Here is a 16,467-nt window from a genome sequence, read left to right on the forward strand (position 1 = left end):
ATCAGGCTTTATTGAGCGTGACGCGAGCCACGACTTTTTGGAAATAGTTTTCGTTTTCTTCCTGCAGCAGTCCGCCATGCTCCATCCTGGCCTTGGTGATGAAGAGCTGGACCTTTTGTATCTGGCGCATTTTCACGGCTTCGTCCGTTTCCCGCTCAAGGCACTCGATGAGCGACCTGATCTCCCGCTGAGACTGGACTTCCCTGGGCACGTAACCGGCGTTTTTGAGCACCTTGTAGGCCATGCGCAGCGTTTCGGGCATGAAGGGGTCGTTTGAATCGGGCAGGGGCTGGCCCTGGCCGCTCAAATCATCGAATTCGCCGCGCTGCTGGGCCTCCCGGATCGCCCTTTCAGCCAGATCGGCGAGAATGTTCATGGCTTTTGCAGTAACCGTTCGACAATGTGGCGAAAGCTTTCCTCGGAAATGAATCCCAAATGATCGAGGATCTGTTCTCCGGCGCGGTTGTAGATCAGGGTGCGGGGGATGGACTTGATGTCGAGCATGGCGCCGATGGATTCGTCGTCGATGAGGATCGGGAAATTGACCTTGTGCAGCTTGACGAAATTTTCCACCGGCCGCGCTCCGTAATCCATGGAGATGCCAACGATGGTCAGGTCGTCCTCCGTGAATTCCCGGCGCAGGTTCATGAGCCCGGGGAACTCCTTGACGCAGGGAGAACACCAGGTCGCCCAGAAGTTTATGATCAGGACCTTGCCTTTGTTTGATTCGATGATGTTCTTGAAATCATGGACTCCGGCTTTCTGGATGTCCTGGGACATGGCGGTGGAAGGCAGGAGGGCGAGCAGCAGAATCAGGGCGAATGTCTTCAGGAAATTCATGGATGGTCCTCTTTTGGAAGTCGTATTTTTGAATTGCTAGCTGTTTGCCATTTGCCAGTCAATGCAGCGGACCTGGCGGCCGGGGCATTGCAATTTGCATGCTTTTCGCCCATTCCTGTGGCCGCACCACAGAAGGAGGATGCAAATGACGAATTTCATCAAGAAGAAAGTGGAAATCGAGGACGACGCGGCCACCATGACCTTCCGTCCGGGACAGTTCAAGCGTGAACCCTTTTCACTGCAAAAGAAAAATATTTTCCTGCTGGGCATGCGCGCCAGCGGCAAGACCACACTGGGCAAGGCGCTGGCCGAGACCCTCAAGTGCCCTTGCGTCGACACCGACGCCCTGGTCGTGGCCGAGGCCGGGCAGAGCATCGATGCCATCGTGGCCGAGCGGGGCTGGGATGCCTTTCGCGCCCTGGAGGAGGCGGCCCTGATCAAGGCGGCGGCGCTTCCGGGCAAGGTCGTCTCCACGGGCGGCGGCATTATCCTCTCAAAGGCCAACCGGGACCTCATGTACAGCTCCGGAGTCAGCTTCTATCTTGCTGCCGACGCGGGGCTGCTCATCGCCAGGATGCTGCGCGATCCCAACGTCGCCCAGCGCCCGGCCCTGACTCCGCTGGCCCTGCACGACGAGGTCGCGGCGGTCATGAGCGAACGCGAAGCCCTCTACATGGCCGGCATGGACCACATGCTCCAGGCCCACAGGAGCGTCGAGGAACTGGTCGACGACGTACTCGTGGCCCTGGGTCTCAAGGAGTGGGACTATTCCGAAAAAGAGCGGGTTCTGGACCGGTATTAGCGCTTTAGGGGCCCTTGGCTCCAGCCGGGCTTGTCCGGAGTGGAAATTGGTTTTTGCGTACGGGAGCGGGCGTCCGGTTTCTAAATCCGGGCCACCGCCAGGAACACCACATGCAGGCTGGCGACCAGGGTCACGAAGACTTGGCGTGCGCGCGCCCGTGTCAGTCCCGGGAAACTGTATCCGAGATGTCCGTGGGGACAGCGGGGCAGGCAGTCGCCGCACAGGGAGCAGGTCAGGCCGGGACGCCCTTTTGCCAGATCGATGGCCGTCAGGGCGTTGTAGCGGCAGGCCCTAGCGCACGCACCGCACTGGGTGCATCCGCTGCCGATGCTTACGCGCCAGGGCAGCATGCGTCCGATAAGGTTGTTGACCAGCCCGATGGGGCAATAGGCCGTGCAATGGACCATGGTTCCGCTTCCGCGTGACGCCAGGGCCATGACCATGACCCCCGCCAGACCGAAGACGGCGGCCAGGCCCAGCGCCCATGGCCAGGAAATGTCCAGGGCGCGCAGCACCAGTGGCATGATGACCGTGGCGGCCAGCAACCCGGCCCGCAGGCGCGGCGCCCAAGAGGGCAGGGGCACGGGCCTTGCGGGTCCCAGACGGGCCATGCGGTCATCCCAGGCGCCGATATAGCACAGGTGGCTGCACCAGGCCGGTCCCACCAGCAGGAGGGACACGCCGAGCAGGATCGGCATGAAAAACCCTTCGCCCCGGAACAGCGGCCCGGCCAGGATCAGGGCCGGGACGGGCAGGTGCAGTTTTCCGGTCATCAGAAAAATGCTCCAACCGGCCAGGCCGAGCAGGAGCTGGGCGAAGAACACGGCTGAAAACAGGGTCCAGATCCTGCCGCGCGTCCGGCCTTTGCGGTCGCTCAGCAGCCATCCGGCGACCAGCGTCCCGTGGAAGGCGAAAAGGCAGATCCAGAAAATCCCGGAACCGGGAAAAAAGCGGTCGCCAAGGAGCAGGGTCATGGGCGCCTTGTTCTGGGCCAGAACGAGGGTGCCGCCCACCAAGAGGGCCGTCGCGGTCTTGACCGCATCGGTGCCGCCCATGGGTCCGAAGAGTTCCTTCCCGGCGCGGCCGGCCATGAGCGCCGCGAGGCCCAGATGTGCCAGGCAGACCGCGCCCAGGATCAGGGCGAGGCGCATCCACGGCAGGCCGAAATTCATCCGCCACGAAGCCAGTTCCACGCCCTGATTCGCCCACAGCAGCGCGCCGCCGAGGGCGGCCAGAATGAGCAGCGGTCTGGGCAAGAGGCGCGGAAAAAAGGCGGCCACGGCCGGGAAAAGAGCCGGAGCCGCCTCCCAGAGGGTGCCGAAGCGCAGGAAATGCGCCGCCGTGGTCAGACTGCAGAGCACGATGAGGATTCGTGTCAGGAAAGTCATGGAGGTCATGGCCGCACCAGTTTGTCGAATTCCTCCCGTCCCAGTTTCTCGACAAGATCCCCCAGGCGCAGACCGGATCGGTGGTGGTCCATGAACACGTTCAAGACCTTGCGCAGGACATCAAGGGATTCGGGCAGGCTGTAAAAACCCAGCTCATGAGCCAGGCGCGGATGGCGTCCGAGCTTGCCGCCGATGAGCACGCGATATCCGGTTTCATCCACCCGCAGGGCTTTTTCGGGGCAGACTCGCGCACAGGCCGCGCACCCCAGGCAGCGCGAACGGTCCAGCTGAATGCCATCCTCCAGATGCAGGGCCTTCTCCGCACAGATCGCGACACAATGCCCGCAACCCGAGCACCGCTCGGGCTCAAGGCCGATGCGGGCAAAGGCGACGAGTCCGAAATCCGCGATATGCGGCTGGGAGCATCCGTTGGGGCAGGAGGCCACGGCCATTCTGAACTGATGGTGATGGCGGATGGGGCGGGTCATGCCGGCCAGAAATTCAGGCCAGCCGGAACGGATGAGCACGCCTTCGAGTTCGGCGGTCAGGTCGGTACCCAGTACCGCATGCGGGCACTGGGCCGCGCCACGGCAGACTTTGAGCGTATGAGCGGGGAGCTTGTGCAGGTCTTTCATGGGTGAGCCTATGCCATGAAACGGCATCGGGAATCCTTGACCTGGGTCAAAAATTCCCGACGTTCCATTATTTGTGAGAATTTTGGGGAGGCGAAGCGCTGTTCGTCACGCGACCTTGATGGTAAAGGGGATGACATGCAGGCTTCTGGAGATTTCGCGCGTCGCGCCCAGCGCCCAGGAGGACATGCTCGCGTTGATGCGGTCAGCCAGGTTCTGAGCCAGCTTGCCCACGCCAAGCAGCGGATGCCGGGTGAAAACCTGCGGCAGTCCGTAAGTCAGGTTGCAGGCCAGGCACATGCCCGGACGTTGCTGGAGATGAAAGGCAAAGCGCAGCTCTTCCGGGCCGTGTCCCTCGAATCTGAGCCTGATGTCATAGGCCCCGTCCTCGGCATCGCCGAACAGCGCCTCGAAAAATGCGTCGGTGATCGAGGGCGGAAATATCTCGTCCAGGCTGGCCGGGGTGAAAATCTGGTCGGCGTTGGTCATGGTTTTCTCCTTTGCATCCGAATTGTTCGCGGTGTATTTTTCATGCCCGTTCCTTGGGGTCAAGGACAAGAATGACCTGCGGGCGGAAGCCGTGTTTTTTTTTGAAATCATTCCTGGGGGAACTCATGCAAAAGCGAATGGAAGATATTGAAATAAAGTATATATATTTGCAAAAAACGGTTGATGATCTGAATGCGGTTGTCATAGAGCAACAAAAGGAAATTCGGGAACTGAGGGCCACGCTCATGCTTTTGGGCAAAAAGCTCCAGGACCTCTCGTCCATGGAGCCCTTCGATCCCGATGAAAAACCACCTCACTACTGATTGCCCGGAGATTCATGTGGACACCTCTTTTTCCCATCACGGGCCCGATCCCGGGCATTCGGAGAAAAGCGTTTCCGTGGAGGAACGTTCCCTGCGTGTCATCCTGCAACAAATCGAGGCGCTCCCTTCGCTTCCCGCCGTCGCCAACACCATCCTCGGGCAGGTCCTGACCCGGGATTTCGAGCATTCTAAGCTGGCTCGCATCATCGAGACGGACCCCGCCATGACCGTAAAAGTTCTTGAGCACGCCAACAGCGCGACCTACGTCACTCGCGGGCAGGTGGCGCAGGTGGAGCAGGGGCTCAATCGCCTGGGCAGCAAGGTGGTTCAGACGCTCATGCTCTCCATGCTCATCAAGGACTCCCTGATCAAGGGCGACAGGAAGTCCGAAGCGATCCAGACCGCGCACTGGAAGCACAGCCTGGCCACGGCCGTCTTTGCCTCCCTCATCGCGGCCAAGGCCGCTCCCGCCCTGACCGGCGAGGCCTTTGGCGCGGGCATCATGCACGATATCGGCGGCATCTTCCTGCAGCTGCATCTTCAGGAGCAGTACGTTCAGGTCACGGAACGCATGGAGGAACTTTACGAGCCCGTTCTCGCGGCGGAGCAGGAGGTCTTCAAGACGGACCACACGGCGGTGGGGCGCTGGATCGCCGAAAAATGGAAGCTTCCGGCGTCCATGACCGACGCCATCTGGCTGCACCACCATTCGGCCTCGGCCCTGGAAGCCTTCAAGGACAACGCGCATTTGGTAGCCATCGTGGCCCTGGCCAACATTCTGGCGCACTCGACCCTCATGGACTCCCCCCGGATCATGACCCGCGAAAAGCAGCGTCAGCTCGGCCTGCAGGAAATGCTCGGCCTCGGCGAAAAGGAGCTGCAGTCGATTCTGGCCGCCTTTGCCCCGGCTTTTGCCGAGAGAGCCGAGCCTTTCGAACTTGACGGCGATCAGGTCGGCCTTTTTCTTTCTTCCCTGCAAAAGGCCAACCAGCAGCTCATGCGCATGAGCCTGGATCTGGAGCAGGCCAACGGCCGCCTGGAGGACGCCCACCGCTTCACGAGCATGGGCTCCACGGTGGGGCTCAAGATGAGCAAGGCCAGGACTCCGGATGAAGTCTTCGAATCGGCGGCCATGTGCATGCATGAGAGCGTCGGCGTGCGGGGCGGCTTCGTGTACTGGATCGTCCCTGCCGAGCGCGTCATGCAGGGCCTGATCTGGAACGGCAACGGCAGCCGGCGTGTCATTTCCTATTCCCTGGACGGCGACGGCCTGCCTGCCCTCGATGGCGGCGCCACGCTGCCGGACAACCTGAAGACCATTTTGCTGACGCACCACGAACGCCACGAAGGCGCGTCTCTCATGGATCGGGAGTTGCGGCTCAAGCAGTTTTTCGTGCTCCGGGGATATTGCCTCTTTCCCCTGGTGGGCAGCGATTTCACCGGCGAGATTTGCATTCTGCGCTCCAGCGAGCGGCCCCCGAAGATGACTCCCCAGGAATACATGGGCTATTCCCAGGTCTCCTGCGTGGCTTCGGCCTCGCTTGACCGGGTGCGGCTCTTCGACAGCCTGCAGGTTCGCGCCGACGAGCTGTCCCTGGCCCTGTGGAAGAACCAGCAGATCAACCTGCAGCTGCTCCAGACCGAGCGGCTGGCGGCGGTCGGGCAGCTCGCGGCAGGCGCGGCCCATGAGATAAACAATCCGCTGGCCATCATTTCGGCCCGCACCCAGCTGCTGGAAAGCCGTGAAAACGACGAGAAGAAGCGCAGGGACCTGCATCAGATCTCCGAGCAGATCGAGCGCATCTCATCCATCCTGCAGAGCCTCATGGGTTTTGCCAGACCCAACGCGCCCCAGGTCACCAAGCTGGACATAAACTCGCTGCTGCTCAAAATAATCGGACTCGTGGAATCGATCTTCCAAACGCATCGCATTCCCATCGTTCAGAACCTCGCACCGGATCTGCCGCTCATCCTGGCCGATGCCAACCAGCTGGAGCAGGTTTTTCTGAATCTGGTCATAAATGCCCAGCACGCAATGGAAAAAGAGGGCGGGGTCTTGACCGTCAGCTCATCCTTCCTGCCCGACGGCAAGCGCATCAGCATCTCCGTCAAGGACACGGGCACGGGCATTTCGCCCGAGAATCTCTCACGCATCTTCGACCCTTTCTTTTCCACCAAGTCCGAAGGAAAGGGCACGGGACTCGGGCTTTCCACGGCTTACGGCATCGTCACCAACCACTACGGCGAGATCAAGGTGGTCAGCGCTCCTGGAGAGGGCACGGAGATGATTGTCATCCTGCCGGTCTCCACGCCGGTGACCAAGCCCGAAAAGCCTGTCGTGCGCCAGGCGACCGAGTGCGCCATGCCTGCTCCGGCCCTGGGGCACAGGATTCTGGTCGTCGATGACGAGCAGCACATCCGCGATATCCTCTCCGAGACCCTGCGCGAAGCCGGTTATGTGGTTGAAACCGCTCCCAACGGTGAGGAGGGCGTGCTCAAACTGCGCTCTGCATCCTTTGATCTGATTCTGCTCGACATCCGCATGCCCATCCATTCCGGGCTCGACGTGCTCAAGCTTTTGCGTCGCAACGGCGGCGCTCCGCCCGTAATGATCATCACGGGCCTGGCATCTTCCGATGAGCTGGATGAAGCCTTGCGTCTGGGAGCGGCCAAGTGTATACGCAAGCCCTTTCATTTGAAGACCCTGCTGTCCGACATCTCCGGCATCTTGCATTCGGGCTGCCCCGCGAACAATTAACCCTCGGCTTCAATGCAGCATTCGCCGTCAATCGCAACGTCCAGGACTCGTCACACCCGCATTCTGGCCCTGGCCAGCGGCAAGGGCGGGACGGGCAAGACCACCGTGGCCGTCAACCTGGCCCTGGCGCTCAATCGTGCCGGATATACGGTCTGCCTGCTCGACGCGGATTTCGGCCTGTCCAACGCGGAAGTGCATCTGGGGTTGCCGTCTCCTCCGAACACGCTCGAAAACGTTCTCTTCGACTCCCTGCCCCTTGAGGAATGCCTCGTTCCGGTCCGGCCCGGATTCGATCTTCTTTCCGGCAGCAACGGCGTGGCCCGCATGGCCGAGCTCGACGTGGCCAGCCGCAAGCGTCTGGTATCGGAATTTTCCGCGCTTTCCGGATACGATTTTCTCATCCTCGACAACTCGCCGGGCATCTCCGCCCAGGTCGTGTCCCTGTGTCTGGCCACGCGCGAGATCATTCTGGTGGTCAACCCCGAGGCCAGCGCCCTGGTCGATGCCTACGCCCTCATCAAGGTGCTCAAGGAGAACGGGCTGTGGTGGCCGCCGCTGATCCTGGTCAACCGCTGTGAATCGGGAGTGCAGGCCCGGCAGGTCTTCACCCGTTTTCAGGAGACGGTGGAGCAGTTCCTGGGCCTCAAACCCCTTTTTTTGGGAGCGATCCCCCAGGATGACGCCGCCCGGAAGATTTCGGCCCTGGGCAAGCCCTTTGTGACCCTGCGCGACGATCTGCCCGCGAGCCAGGCCATCATGTCCATCGCCAAGGTCCTGGCCGAGCGCCTGAACAAGGACTGGGCCAAGAACAAGCCCTCGGAATTTTTCGAGAACGTCGTGGTGCGCATGAAGCAGCGTCCGGATTTCGGCCTGAGCCAGATCGCGGCCAACTCCAGCGCCCCCACGGACGACACCACCCAGCCTGATGTGTACATGGAGCTGGTGGCCGTGCTCGACAAGGCCTCGCGCCTCTGTGAGAAGCTGCTGGAAAATCCGGCCTATTCCTTTGTGCGGGATCGCTTCGGGCTGGTCCGTCTGGCCGTGGACAATTTCCTGCATCCCCTCGACCGCCTGCGCAAGCCGCGCGGAACCCTGAAGCCGCGCATCCTGGTGCTCAGCAATCACGAACAGATGCGCACCATGCTGCGCGAGATCGTGGCGGAGGTCGGCTACGAGGGCGAGGCCTTCGCGCCCGGACACGGGGATTTTCTCAAGTTCCGGGACACCTGCAACCTGATCCTGGTCTCCTGCGATCGCCCCGAGGCCCTGATTCGTTCCTGTCTGCTCCAAATCCCCGAAGTCCCGCTTGTCCTTTTGACGGGATTTGGCAGCTCGTCCCTGGAGACGGAATTTCGTCACCGGACCGTGGCGGTGGTGCCAAGACCCTTCCATGTCAACGAATTGCGCGACATTCTTCAATCCGCGCTGCGTTGATTGTCGAATAATTCAAAATTCTCAGGGCATTCAAAAATGGCCAGAGAAGCCCCTATTTACAATCACCGCCCCCTGGCATAAGCAAAATGCCTTTCTTTCCCAATCTTTGGGAGCAGTCATCATCCTGTGAGCTCCGTCAGTGCGGATTTCGCAGCATTCGGGAATGCATATGCGCAGAGACATCGAACATGTGGGTTGGGGAAAACTGACCTATGAAATCAGGGCGATAGTTGGTGTGGCTCAGGATCTTCGCAATCTGGGCCTTGAAATCATCTGGGAAAACATTGGCGACCCCATCGAGAAGGGCGAGCAGGTGCCGGTCTGGATCAAGGAAATCATCGCCGACCTGGCCATGAACGACAAGACCTACGGCTACTGCGCCACCCAGGGCGTGCTCGAGACCCGCGAGTTCGTGGCCCGGCTCGTCAATCAGCGGGGCAGCTATCAGGTCACGGCCGACGACATCATATTTTTCAACGGACTCGGCGATGCCGTGGCCAAGATATTCGGCTTCCTGAAACGTGAAGCCCGGGTCATCGGACCCTCTCCGGCCTATTCCACACATTCCTCGGCCGAGGCCGCCCACTCCGGGTATGAGCACCTGACCTACGAGCTCGACCCGAACAACGGCTGGATGCCGGATCTGGTCGATCTGGAGAACAAGGTCCGCTACAACGACTCCATCGCGGGCATTCTGTTCATCAATCCCGACAACCCGACGGGCGCGGTGTATCCGTGCGAACTGATCGAAAAGATCGTGGATATCGCCCGGCGCTACAATATTTTCGTCCTGGCCGACGAGATCTATGCCAACATCGTCTACAGCGGCCATCCTACGTGCAGCCTGTCCGAGGTCATCGGAGAGGTTCCGGGCATGGCCCTGCGCGGCATCTCCAAGGAATACCCCTGGCCGGGCGGCCGTTGCGGTTGGATCGAAGTCTACAACAAGGACAAGAATCCCGATTTCAACGCCTACATCAAGAGCTTGCTCAACGCCAAGATGCTTGAGGTCTGTTCCACCAGCCTGCCCCAGCTCTCCATACCCCTGGTCATGGGAGATCCTCGCTACAAGGCCCATCTGGATGCCCGGCGCAGGATGTTCGAGCACCGCGCGCAGGAAGCCTGGCAAACCTTTCAGGGCGTTGCCGGCGTGCGTGTCATCAAGCCCCAGGGCGCTTTTTACATGTCGGTCATGTTTGAGGACGGGGTCCTGAACGGCAGGCAGACTCTTGAAATCGAAAATCCCAAGGTCAAGGCGCACATCGAGGAGATCGTGCAGGGCGTGCAAGTGGACAAGCGCTTCGTCTACTATCTGCTCGGCGCCACCGGCATCTGCGTCGTGCCGCTGACGGGATTTTGCTGCAACCGCAAGGGCTTCCGCGTCACGCTGCTGGAAACCGACGATGCCAAGAGGCTGCATACGTGGCGGACCATCGTGGATGCCATCACCCGTTATCTGGCCTCGGCCTGATCTCATGACCGATGATTCCAATCCGCGCTGGCTGGACTGGGCGCGGGAGATTCAATCCCTGGCCCAGACGGGCCTGGCTTTTACCAAGAGCCACTACGACCAGCTCTCTTTCGGCCGTCTGTCCGACATCGCGGCCGAAATTCTGGCGGAACACTCCCAGCTTGAAGCTTCCGCAGTCAAACGCGCCTTCTCCCTGGAACCCGGTTACGCCACTCCCAAGGTCGACGTGCGTGCCGCGGTGATCCGTGACGGGCATATCCTGCTCGTGCGGGAGAGCGCTGACGGCAGGTGGGCCATGCCCGGAGGCTGGGCCGATGTGGGCGATCGTCCTTCGCAGACGGCCGAGCGCGAGGCCCTGGAAGAGAGCGGATTCGTGGTGCGGGCCACGAAGCTTGTCGCCGCGTTCGACGCCAACCGGGGCAAGAAGGCGAGCATGTTTTTTCACGCCGTGAAGCTGATCTTTCTCTGTGAGCTTCTCGGGGGCGAGGCCAGGGGCAGCATGGAAACCCTTGAGGTCGATTTTTTCGATTTCGACAATCTGCCGCCCCTGTCCGAACAACGCACCAACCAACGCCATCTGGAGGAGATCCGCGCCCACCTGCGTGATCCCCTGCGGCCGGCTGCATTTGATTGATATGCACGAATCCGACTGTACATTGCCTATCGGCGTTTTCGATTCCGGCATCGGGGGCCTGACCGTTTTGCGGGCCCTGACCGAGGCCCTGCCACGGGAGAGTTTTCTCTATCTGGGCGACACGGCGCGCCTGCCTTACGGCACCAAGAGCGCCAAATCCGTGATTCGCTACGTGCTGCAGACCACGGCCCTCTTGAAGGCTCGGGGCGTCAAGCTGCTGGTCATCGCCTGCAACACGGCCACGGGCGTGTCCCTGGAGGCGTTGCAGGAGGCGTATCCGGAGCTGCCTGTCGTCGGGGTCATCCGCCCCGGCGCGGAAGCGGCCTGCCGTTCGAGCCGAAACGGCAGGATCGGTGTCATCGGCACGGAGAGCACCATCAACGCCCGCGGCTATGAACGCGAAATCCTGCGCATCCGCCCCGATGCGAAGGTTTTTGCCCAGCCCTGTCCGCTCTTTGTGCCCCTGGCCGAAGAGGGATGGTGCGAAGGCCAGATCGCAAGCCTCGTGGCCGAGCGCTACCTCGGCACCATGGTCAGGGACACGGGTATTGACACGCTGGTTCTGGGCTGTACTCATTTCCCCGTCCTGGCCGGCGCGATCCAGAGCGTGGTGGGAGACAACGTGCGCCTGGTCGACTCCGCCCGGACCACGGCGGAATTCGTGCAGGAGATGCTTGAGCGCCGGGACATCTGCTCCACTACCACGGAACGCAGCCTGACTTTTCTGGCCACGGACGGCGCCAGACGCTTCGCCAGGGTCGGCGGGGTGTTCATGCACCATCCGCTGGATCCTTCAGACGTGGAGATCGTGGATCTCTGATGTGCGCCCTGCTGGCAGTGGACGCCGGGGTGCGTACGGGTCTGGCTCTTCTGGACCGTGAAGGGCGCCTGCTGTGGTGCCGGTCGCACAATCTCGGTTCCACGGCGAGGCTCAAAAATGCCGCCGCCCGCGTGCTTTTTGAATTGCCCCAATTGGAGTTTCTGGTAGTGGAAGGGGGCGGGCAGACGGCAGGCATCTGGGAGCACGCGGCAGCCAAAAGAAACCTGCCCTGTCGGATCGTCCAGGCGCAGGATTGGCGGGAGCAGTTTCTGCTTCCCCGGCAGCGTGTCAGCGGACAGAAGGCAAAGGCGGCGGCCTGCGCCCTGGTGGGAACGATTTTACGCCGCGAAGGCTGGTCTTCGCCGACAACACCAGGTCACGATGCCGCCGAAGCCGCGCTCGTCGGACTGTGGGCAGCGGTTCAACTCGGGTGGCGGGCAATGCCCGCGCTCAAATAATTCAGACGGACAACATGGACAAACTCAGTTTTGATCTTCCCGGGATCAGCCCGGTAGGTCTTGACCTTATTTCACTGTTGAACAAGCCGCAGACCACGGTCAAACAGATCGCGGCCCAGGCCAAGCTTGACCCGGTCATTTTCGGCAACATCATCGCGTGCGCAAACTCGCCCATGTATCACGATGCCAACAATTCCGTCGACATCCTGACCTCCCTGGTCCGGCTGGGCAACCGGGAGATCAAGCGTATCGTGTACCAGGTCGTGCTCAGATCGGCTTTTTTTCATGAATCCTCGGAACTCAACGCCATTCTGCACCGGATCTGGCAGCAGAGCCTGACCGCCAACGTGTTCATGCAGAAATTCGTATCCTCCGTTCCGGACGCCTATGCCCTTGATGCCGAGGGGCTGGAATGCCTGGAATGTCTCGGGCTCATCCACAACATCGGCTATGTGGTGCTGCTGGTCAATTTTCAGGATCGCTTCCTTGAGTTCTTCAGTCGCGACACCGAACTGGAACTGCCCGTTTTCTTCGAGAATGAGCGCGACTGGTTTGACGGTTTCGACCATTTTTCGGCGGGCCACGCGGTGTTGGAAGCCTGGGGCTTTCCGCAATCCATCCGCGAGGTCGTAGCCCAATACGGTCTCCCGAACGAAGCGTTCAACGGCCGTTATCCCGAGCTGCACAGCCTGCTTCGCTTGTCCAGGCACGTGATCATGATGACGGAATCCAATTTCCATCCCAGGAAGCCCGCTGATTTCTGGTTGAACGGAACGGAACTGCCGGCGACGGAAGTCGATTACGAGCAGATCATCGAAGACGTGCGTCAGTGTGTCCAGAGCATCGAGGGGTCGTTGACATGATGCCCGGTCAGAATGAATTCAGGACACGGCTGCGTTGCAGGAATTGCCACGGCACGCTGCAGGTCCGCCGCACCTGACGGGCCGTGGAATTGCGCTGCAGGTCTTGCGGCGCCACCTTTGGATTGCAGGAGTTCGGAACCAACCTTGACGACCTCCTGGAAGAGTATCTGGCCAATTTTCCCTGCGACAGGGTCTAGGCCCTGCATTCGTAACGAACCGGCTCCCGCGCAGGGGCCGGGAACAACATTTTGCGCACAGGATTTTTTTAAACCCCATGACTTCAGTTATCATTCCCCGATCAGAACATTCCGTTTCCCGCCAAAACATCCATCCCGATGCGCTCAAGGTCATGTACCGTCTGGTGCGCAAGGGTTTTACCGCCTACCTGGTGGGTGGCGGAGTCCGCGACCTGTTGCTGGGACGCACGCCCAAGGATTTTGACGTCAGCACCAACGCAACGCCGAGCCAGATCAAGAAGATCTTCCAGAACTGCTTTCTGATCGGACGGCGCTTTCGGCTGGCTCACATCCGGTTCGACGATCACGTCATCGAGACCTCGACCTTCCGGCGTTGTCCGGATCAGGAAGAGGAGAACGGCGATGAAGATTTGTACATGTTTCGCGACAACTGCTACGGCACGCCCGAAGAGGACGCCCTGCGCCGCGATTTCACCATCAACGGCCTGTTCTACGAGGTCGAGCGCTTTTCCATCATCGACCATGTCGGTGGCCTGAGCGACATCGAGAACCGGCTCATCCGCTGCATCGGCGATCCCAACATCCGCTTTCGGGAAGATCCGGTGCGCATGATCCGGGCCGTGCGCTTTGCCGCGCGTCTTGATTTCCACATCGAGCCCGCGACCTACAACGCCATCATGCGCCACCATGAGGAGATCCTCAAAGCCTCGCCGCCCCGGGTCTTCGAGGAATTGCAGAAGCTTTTTGCCTACGGCGCCGGAGAGAAGGCCTTTCGCCTGCTCTACAAGACCGGCCTCCTGCACAACCTGTTGCCGGAGATCGCGGATTTTCTCGATCACGACCACGGCCAGGATTCCTCGCTCTGGGCCTGGCTGGAACATATGGACAGCCGTATCAGGACCGTGGGCAAGGTCGAGCCGGTGCTGGTCTTCGCGGCCCTTTTCTCCGCCCCGGTGCAGCGCATCATGGCCAGATACGCGGCCGAAGGCGAGCGAGTGATCCATGGCGCGCTGCTGGAGGATCTTTTGCAGCCCATCTGCACGCGCATGAGCATGCCCAAGTGGATGTGCGCGCGCATGATCCAGATCATGGCCAACCAGACCCGTTTCGAGCCGGACAAGCGCAAGCGCTTTTCCAAGCGCGGGTTCGTGGCTCATGAGTGTTTTCCGGAAACCCTGGCCCTCTATCAGCTTGGCCTGCTGGTATCCGGTGCGGATCTTGGACCGGCGGAAATGTGGAGCAGCCTGCGCAGTGAAATGGAAGCCGAAAATCCCCAGGCCTTGCGCACGGATCCCCGGGGTCAGCAGGGGCGTCCGCCGCGCAAGCGACCGCCGCGCAGACGACGCAGATGATCTCCCGCGAAATCCTGCCGACTTTTCCCACCTGCCCGGGCGTGTATCTGATGAAGAACGCCTCGGGCAGAATCGTTTATGTGGGCAAGGCCAAGCACCTGCGCCGCCGACTGGCCTCCTATTTTCAGCCCGAGCACCGTCTGCCGCCCAAGGTGCGGATCATGATGCCGAAAGTCGAGAGCATCGATTTTTTGTGCACGGCCACGGAAAAGGAGGCCTTGCTGCTTGAGGCGAGCCTGATCAAGAAGCACCGTCCCAAATACAACATCGTGCTGCGCGACGACAAGGAATACGTCCTTTTCTGCCTGTCCCGGAATCATCCGTATCCGGCCCTGCGTTTGACCCGCAAGGTGCTGCGCGACGGGTCCGTGTTTTTCGGTCCTTTCACTTCGGCCCTTGGCGCGCGTGAAACCAAGCGGGTCATCGATCGCCTTTTTCCGCTGCGCAAATGCCGGGACACGGTCTTTGCCAATCGCACCCGGCCCTGCCTGCAGTACCACATCGGGCGCTGTCTCGGGCCGTGCTGCCTCCCTGTTTCCGAAGAGGACTATCGGCAGGTCGTGCGCAGGGTCGAGCTTTTTCTGTCCGGAAAGTCCGATGAGCTGATGGCCGGTCTGCATGCCCAGATGATGCGCCTGTCCGACGCCCTTGATTTCGAGGGTGCGGCCCGACTGCGCGACAGCATCCGCGCCCTGCGCGAAACCGTGGAACGCCAGGCTGCGGTGCTCTCCGACGGGCGCGATCTGGACGTCATCGGCGTGCACGGCAACGAAAACGGCGCGGGGTTGGCCATTGTCTTCGTGCGCCAGGGCCGCATCATCGACGGCCAGAGCTTCTGGTTTGCGGACACGGCGGTGGAGACGCCGGAGGATCAGACCCGCCTGACGGATTCGTTCGTCATGCAGTACTACACGCCGGAACGCTTCATTCCGGCCCGTATCATCACCGCTTTTGGCAGCCTGGACCCGGCTCTGGAAGACGCCCTGGCCGACATGCGCGGAGGCAAGGTCGGCCTGGCCAAGGCTCGCGGGGACCAGGAACGGCGGCTCATCGACATCGCCTCGGCCAACGCCAAGGCCCAGGCGATCCGGCAGCGACGCACCACGACGACTCCAGCCGAGCTGGCCCGCGCCCTAGGCATGGAAGGGGAGGTGGAGCGGATCGAGTGCGTGGACGCCTCGCACATCCAGGGCGAGGGCATGCGCGTGGGCATGGTCGTCTTCGTTGACGGCCGCGAGGAGAAGAGCGCCTACCGCACGTATTCCTTTCCGGAACTGGAGGGCACCGCCGATGACTATCTGGCCCTGGCCTCGTTTGTCGCCCGCCGTCTCAAGTCCGGCCCGCCCTGGCCGGACCTGCTCCTGATCGACGGCGGCAAGGGGCAGCTTGCCAGCGTGGAGCGGGCCCTGGCCGAAAACGGGGCGACGGACATTCCCCTGGCCGCCATCGCCAAGGGCGAAAGTCGCCGGGCCGGGGAGCTTGGCGACGTCATATTCCGCCCGGGCCGCAAGAACCCCCTTGCCCTTCGGCCCGGAAGCCCGGAGATGCTGCTTTTGCAGCACGTCCGCGACACCGCGCATCGCTACATCATCTCCCGCCTGCGCCGACACAAGCGCGCCGCGCAACTCTCCTCGGAACTTGACAGGCTCCCGGGAGTCGGTCCCAAAACCGCCCGTCTCCTCTGGGAGCATTTCGACTCGGCCCTTGCCATGACCAAGGCCGGGGTCGAAGAGCTGGCTGCCTTGCCCGGCCTTGGTCCCAAGAAGGCCGAGGCGTTGCATGCCGCTCTGAAGTCCCTGATCAAAGCGGACTAGAATTCTTTTTTTCTTCACAAAACCGCCCGTCACGTCTGCTTCCATCTCCTTCGCTTTGCATTCTTTTCACAATGCCCGTCTGACTTTCGTATTTTTTGATGTATTTCAGACTTCACAAGTCCGATTTATTTTGCACAATGAATCATGTGGTTGCCTGGAATGCATTTTATGATACAGAATTGTCTGAAATAG

At 61.0% G+C, this 16,467-nt stretch carries 17 protein-coding genes; 12 read left to right on the forward strand and 5 right to left on the reverse strand.

Going from position 1 to position 16,467, the window contains the following annotated elements:
- Position 1 precedes the first annotated feature (1 nt).
- Positions 2 to 376 (reverse strand): DnaJ family domain-containing protein, encoded by a 375-nt coding sequence (locus BMZ24_RS09265; RefSeq protein ID WP_092191553.1) that lies wholly within the window; start codon positions 374 to 376, stop codon positions 2 to 4.
- Positions 373 to 840 (reverse strand): TlpA family protein disulfide reductase, encoded by a 468-nt coding sequence (locus BMZ24_RS09270; protein ID WP_092191555.1) that lies wholly within the window; start codon positions 838 to 840, stop codon positions 373 to 375. Before BMZ24_RS09270 ends, BMZ24_RS09265 begins: the two co-directional genes overlap by 4 nt.
- 145 nt (positions 841 to 985) lie before the next feature.
- On the opposite strand from BMZ24_RS09270, the gene aroL reads away from it, so the two are divergent.
- Positions 986 to 1,642, forward strand: coding sequence for a shikimate kinase AroL (aroL, locus tag BMZ24_RS09275; protein ID WP_161949103.1), 657 nt, complete (start codon positions 986 to 988; stop codon positions 1,640 to 1,642).
- 80 nt (positions 1,643 to 1,722) lie between these two features.
- Here aroL and BMZ24_RS09280 read toward each other — a convergent pair whose 3' ends face one another.
- From BMZ24_RS09280 to BMZ24_RS09290, 3 genes are all read right to left on the reverse strand, one after another.
- Positions 1,723 to 3,039, reverse strand: coding sequence for a 4Fe-4S binding protein (locus BMZ24_RS09280; protein WP_244150325.1), 1,317 nt, complete (start codon positions 3,037 to 3,039; stop codon positions 1,723 to 1,725).
- Positions 3,036 to 3,665 (reverse strand): 4Fe-4S dicluster domain-containing protein, encoded by a 630-nt coding sequence (locus tag BMZ24_RS09285; protein ID WP_161949104.1) that lies wholly within the window; start codon positions 3,663 to 3,665, stop codon positions 3,036 to 3,038. The genes BMZ24_RS09280 and BMZ24_RS09285 overlap by 4 nt, the downstream gene beginning before the upstream one ends.
- A 105-nt stretch (positions 3,666 to 3,770) precedes the next feature.
- Complete coding sequence (locus tag BMZ24_RS09290) at positions 3,771 to 4,151, reverse strand: pancreas/duodenum homeobox protein 1 (RefSeq protein WP_092191561.1); 381 nt, start codon at positions 4,149 to 4,151, stop codon at positions 3,771 to 3,773.
- A gap of 137 nt (positions 4,152 to 4,288) precedes the next feature.
- On the opposite strand from BMZ24_RS09290, the gene BMZ24_RS09295 reads away from it, so the two are divergent.
- The 11 genes from BMZ24_RS09295 (at position 4,289) to uvrC (ending at position 16,275) form a co-directional block, all read left to right on the forward strand.
- Positions 4,289 to 4,474, forward strand: a complete 186-nt coding sequence (locus BMZ24_RS09295; RefSeq protein ID WP_161949105.1) for a SlyX family protein — start codon at positions 4,289 to 4,291, stop codon at positions 4,472 to 4,474.
- 16 nt (positions 4,475 to 4,490) lie between these two features.
- The gene (locus tag BMZ24_RS09300) at positions 4,491 to 7,232 is read left to right on the forward strand and encodes an HDOD domain-containing protein (protein ID WP_161949106.1); all 2,742 of its coding nucleotides are present in this window, start codon (positions 4,491 to 4,493) and stop codon (positions 7,230 to 7,232) included.
- Positions 7,233 to 7,244: 12 nt separating this feature from the next.
- A complete protein-coding gene (locus BMZ24_RS09305; protein WP_092191567.1) occupies positions 7,245 to 8,666 on the forward strand; it encodes a P-loop NTPase in 1,422 nt (473 codons plus the stop codon).
- Positions 8,667 to 8,835: 169 nt separating this feature from the next.
- On the forward strand, positions 8,836 to 10,137 hold the full coding sequence (locus BMZ24_RS09310) for a pyridoxal phosphate-dependent aminotransferase (protein ID WP_092191569.1): 1,302 nt from the start codon (positions 8,836 to 8,838) through the stop codon (positions 10,135 to 10,137).
- 4 nt (positions 10,138 to 10,141) lie between these two features.
- Positions 10,142 to 10,771, forward strand: a complete 630-nt coding sequence (locus BMZ24_RS09315) for an NUDIX hydrolase (protein WP_092191571.1) — start codon at positions 10,142 to 10,144, stop codon at positions 10,769 to 10,771.
- Between the two features lies 1 nt (position 10,772).
- Entirely contained in the window at positions 10,773 to 11,591 is an 819-nt protein-coding gene (murI, locus tag BMZ24_RS09320; protein ID WP_092191905.1) for a glutamate racemase, read from the forward strand.
- Complete coding sequence (locus tag BMZ24_RS09325) at positions 11,591 to 12,049, forward strand: hypothetical protein (RefSeq protein ID WP_092191573.1); 459 nt, start codon at positions 11,591 to 11,593, stop codon at positions 12,047 to 12,049. The genes murI and BMZ24_RS09325 overlap by 1 nt, the downstream gene beginning before the upstream one ends.
- 14 nt (positions 12,050 to 12,063) lie before the next feature.
- The gene (locus tag BMZ24_RS09330) at positions 12,064 to 12,912 is read left to right on the forward strand and encodes an HDOD domain-containing protein (RefSeq protein WP_092191575.1); all 849 of its coding nucleotides are present in this window, start codon (positions 12,064 to 12,066) and stop codon (positions 12,910 to 12,912) included.
- Positions 12,912 to 13,109: a dual CXXC motif small (seleno)protein gene (locus tag BMZ24_RS20425; protein ID WP_341864728.1), complete on the forward strand. Its 198-nt coding sequence runs from the start codon at positions 12,912 to 12,914 to the stop codon at positions 13,107 to 13,109. Before BMZ24_RS09330 ends, BMZ24_RS20425 begins: the two co-directional genes overlap by 1 nt.
- Before the next feature lie 77 nt (positions 13,110 to 13,186).
- A complete protein-coding gene (pcnB, locus tag BMZ24_RS09335) occupies positions 13,187 to 14,461 on the forward strand; it encodes a polynucleotide adenylyltransferase PcnB (RefSeq protein WP_092191577.1) in 1,275 nt (424 codons plus the stop codon).
- Positions 14,458 to 16,275, forward strand: a complete 1,818-nt coding sequence (gene uvrC / locus BMZ24_RS09340) for an excinuclease ABC subunit UvrC (RefSeq protein ID WP_092191579.1) — start codon at positions 14,458 to 14,460, stop codon at positions 16,273 to 16,275. Before pcnB ends, uvrC begins: the two co-directional genes overlap by 4 nt.
- Positions 16,276 to 16,467: the final 192 nt, after the last annotated feature.

It is taken from the genome of Desulfomicrobium norvegicum, from assembly GCF_900114595.1.
Lineage (GTDB): Bacteria > Desulfobacterota > Desulfovibrionia > Desulfovibrionales > Desulfomicrobiaceae > Desulfomicrobium > Desulfomicrobium macestii.

Coding starts and splice junctions, on each gene's coding strand:
- BMZ24_RS09310 (WP_092191569.1), top strand. CDS start 8,836: ATGCGCAGAGACATCGAACATGTGGGTTGGGGAAAACTGACCTATGAA.
- aroL (WP_161949103.1), top strand. CDS start 986: ATGACGAATTTCATCAAGAAGAAAGTGGAAATCGAGGACGACGCGGCC.
- murI (WP_092191905.1), top strand. CDS start 10,773: ATGCACGAATCCGACTGTACATTGCCTATCGGCGTTTTCGATTCCGGC.
- BMZ24_RS09325 (WP_092191573.1), top strand. CDS start 11,591: ATGTGCGCCCTGCTGGCAGTGGACGCCGGGGTGCGTACGGGTCTGGCT.
- BMZ24_RS09295 (WP_161949105.1), top strand. CDS start 4,289: ATGGAAGATATTGAAATAAAGTATATATATTTGCAAAAAACGGTTGAT.
- BMZ24_RS09305 (WP_092191567.1), top strand. CDS start 7,245: ATGCAGCATTCGCCGTCAATCGCAACGTCCAGGACTCGTCACACCCGC.
- BMZ24_RS09265 (WP_092191553.1), bottom strand. CDS start 376: ATGAACATTCTCGCCGATCTGGCTGAAAGGGCGATCCGGGAGGCCCAG.
- BMZ24_RS09280 (WP_244150325.1), bottom strand. CDS start 3,039: ATGACCTCCATGACTTTCCTGACACGAATCCTCATCGTGCTCTGCAGT.
- pcnB (WP_092191577.1), top strand. CDS start 13,187: ATGACTTCAGTTATCATTCCCCGATCAGAACATTCCGTTTCCCGCCAA.
- BMZ24_RS09330 (WP_092191575.1), top strand. CDS start 12,064: ATGGACAAACTCAGTTTTGATCTTCCCGGGATCAGCCCGGTAGGTCTT.
- BMZ24_RS09285 (WP_161949104.1), bottom strand. CDS start 3,665: ATGAAAGACCTGCACAAGCTCCCCGCTCATACGCTCAAAGTCTGCCGT.
- BMZ24_RS09315 (WP_092191571.1), top strand. CDS start 10,142: ATGACCGATGATTCCAATCCGCGCTGGCTGGACTGGGCGCGGGAGATT.
- BMZ24_RS09270 (WP_092191555.1), bottom strand. CDS start 840: ATGAATTTCCTGAAGACATTCGCCCTGATTCTGCTGCTCGCCCTCCTG.
- BMZ24_RS09290 (WP_092191561.1), bottom strand. CDS start 4,151: ATGACCAACGCCGACCAGATTTTCACCCCGGCCAGCCTGGACGAGATA.
- uvrC (WP_092191579.1), top strand. CDS start 14,458: ATGATCTCCCGCGAAATCCTGCCGACTTTTCCCACCTGCCCGGGCGTG.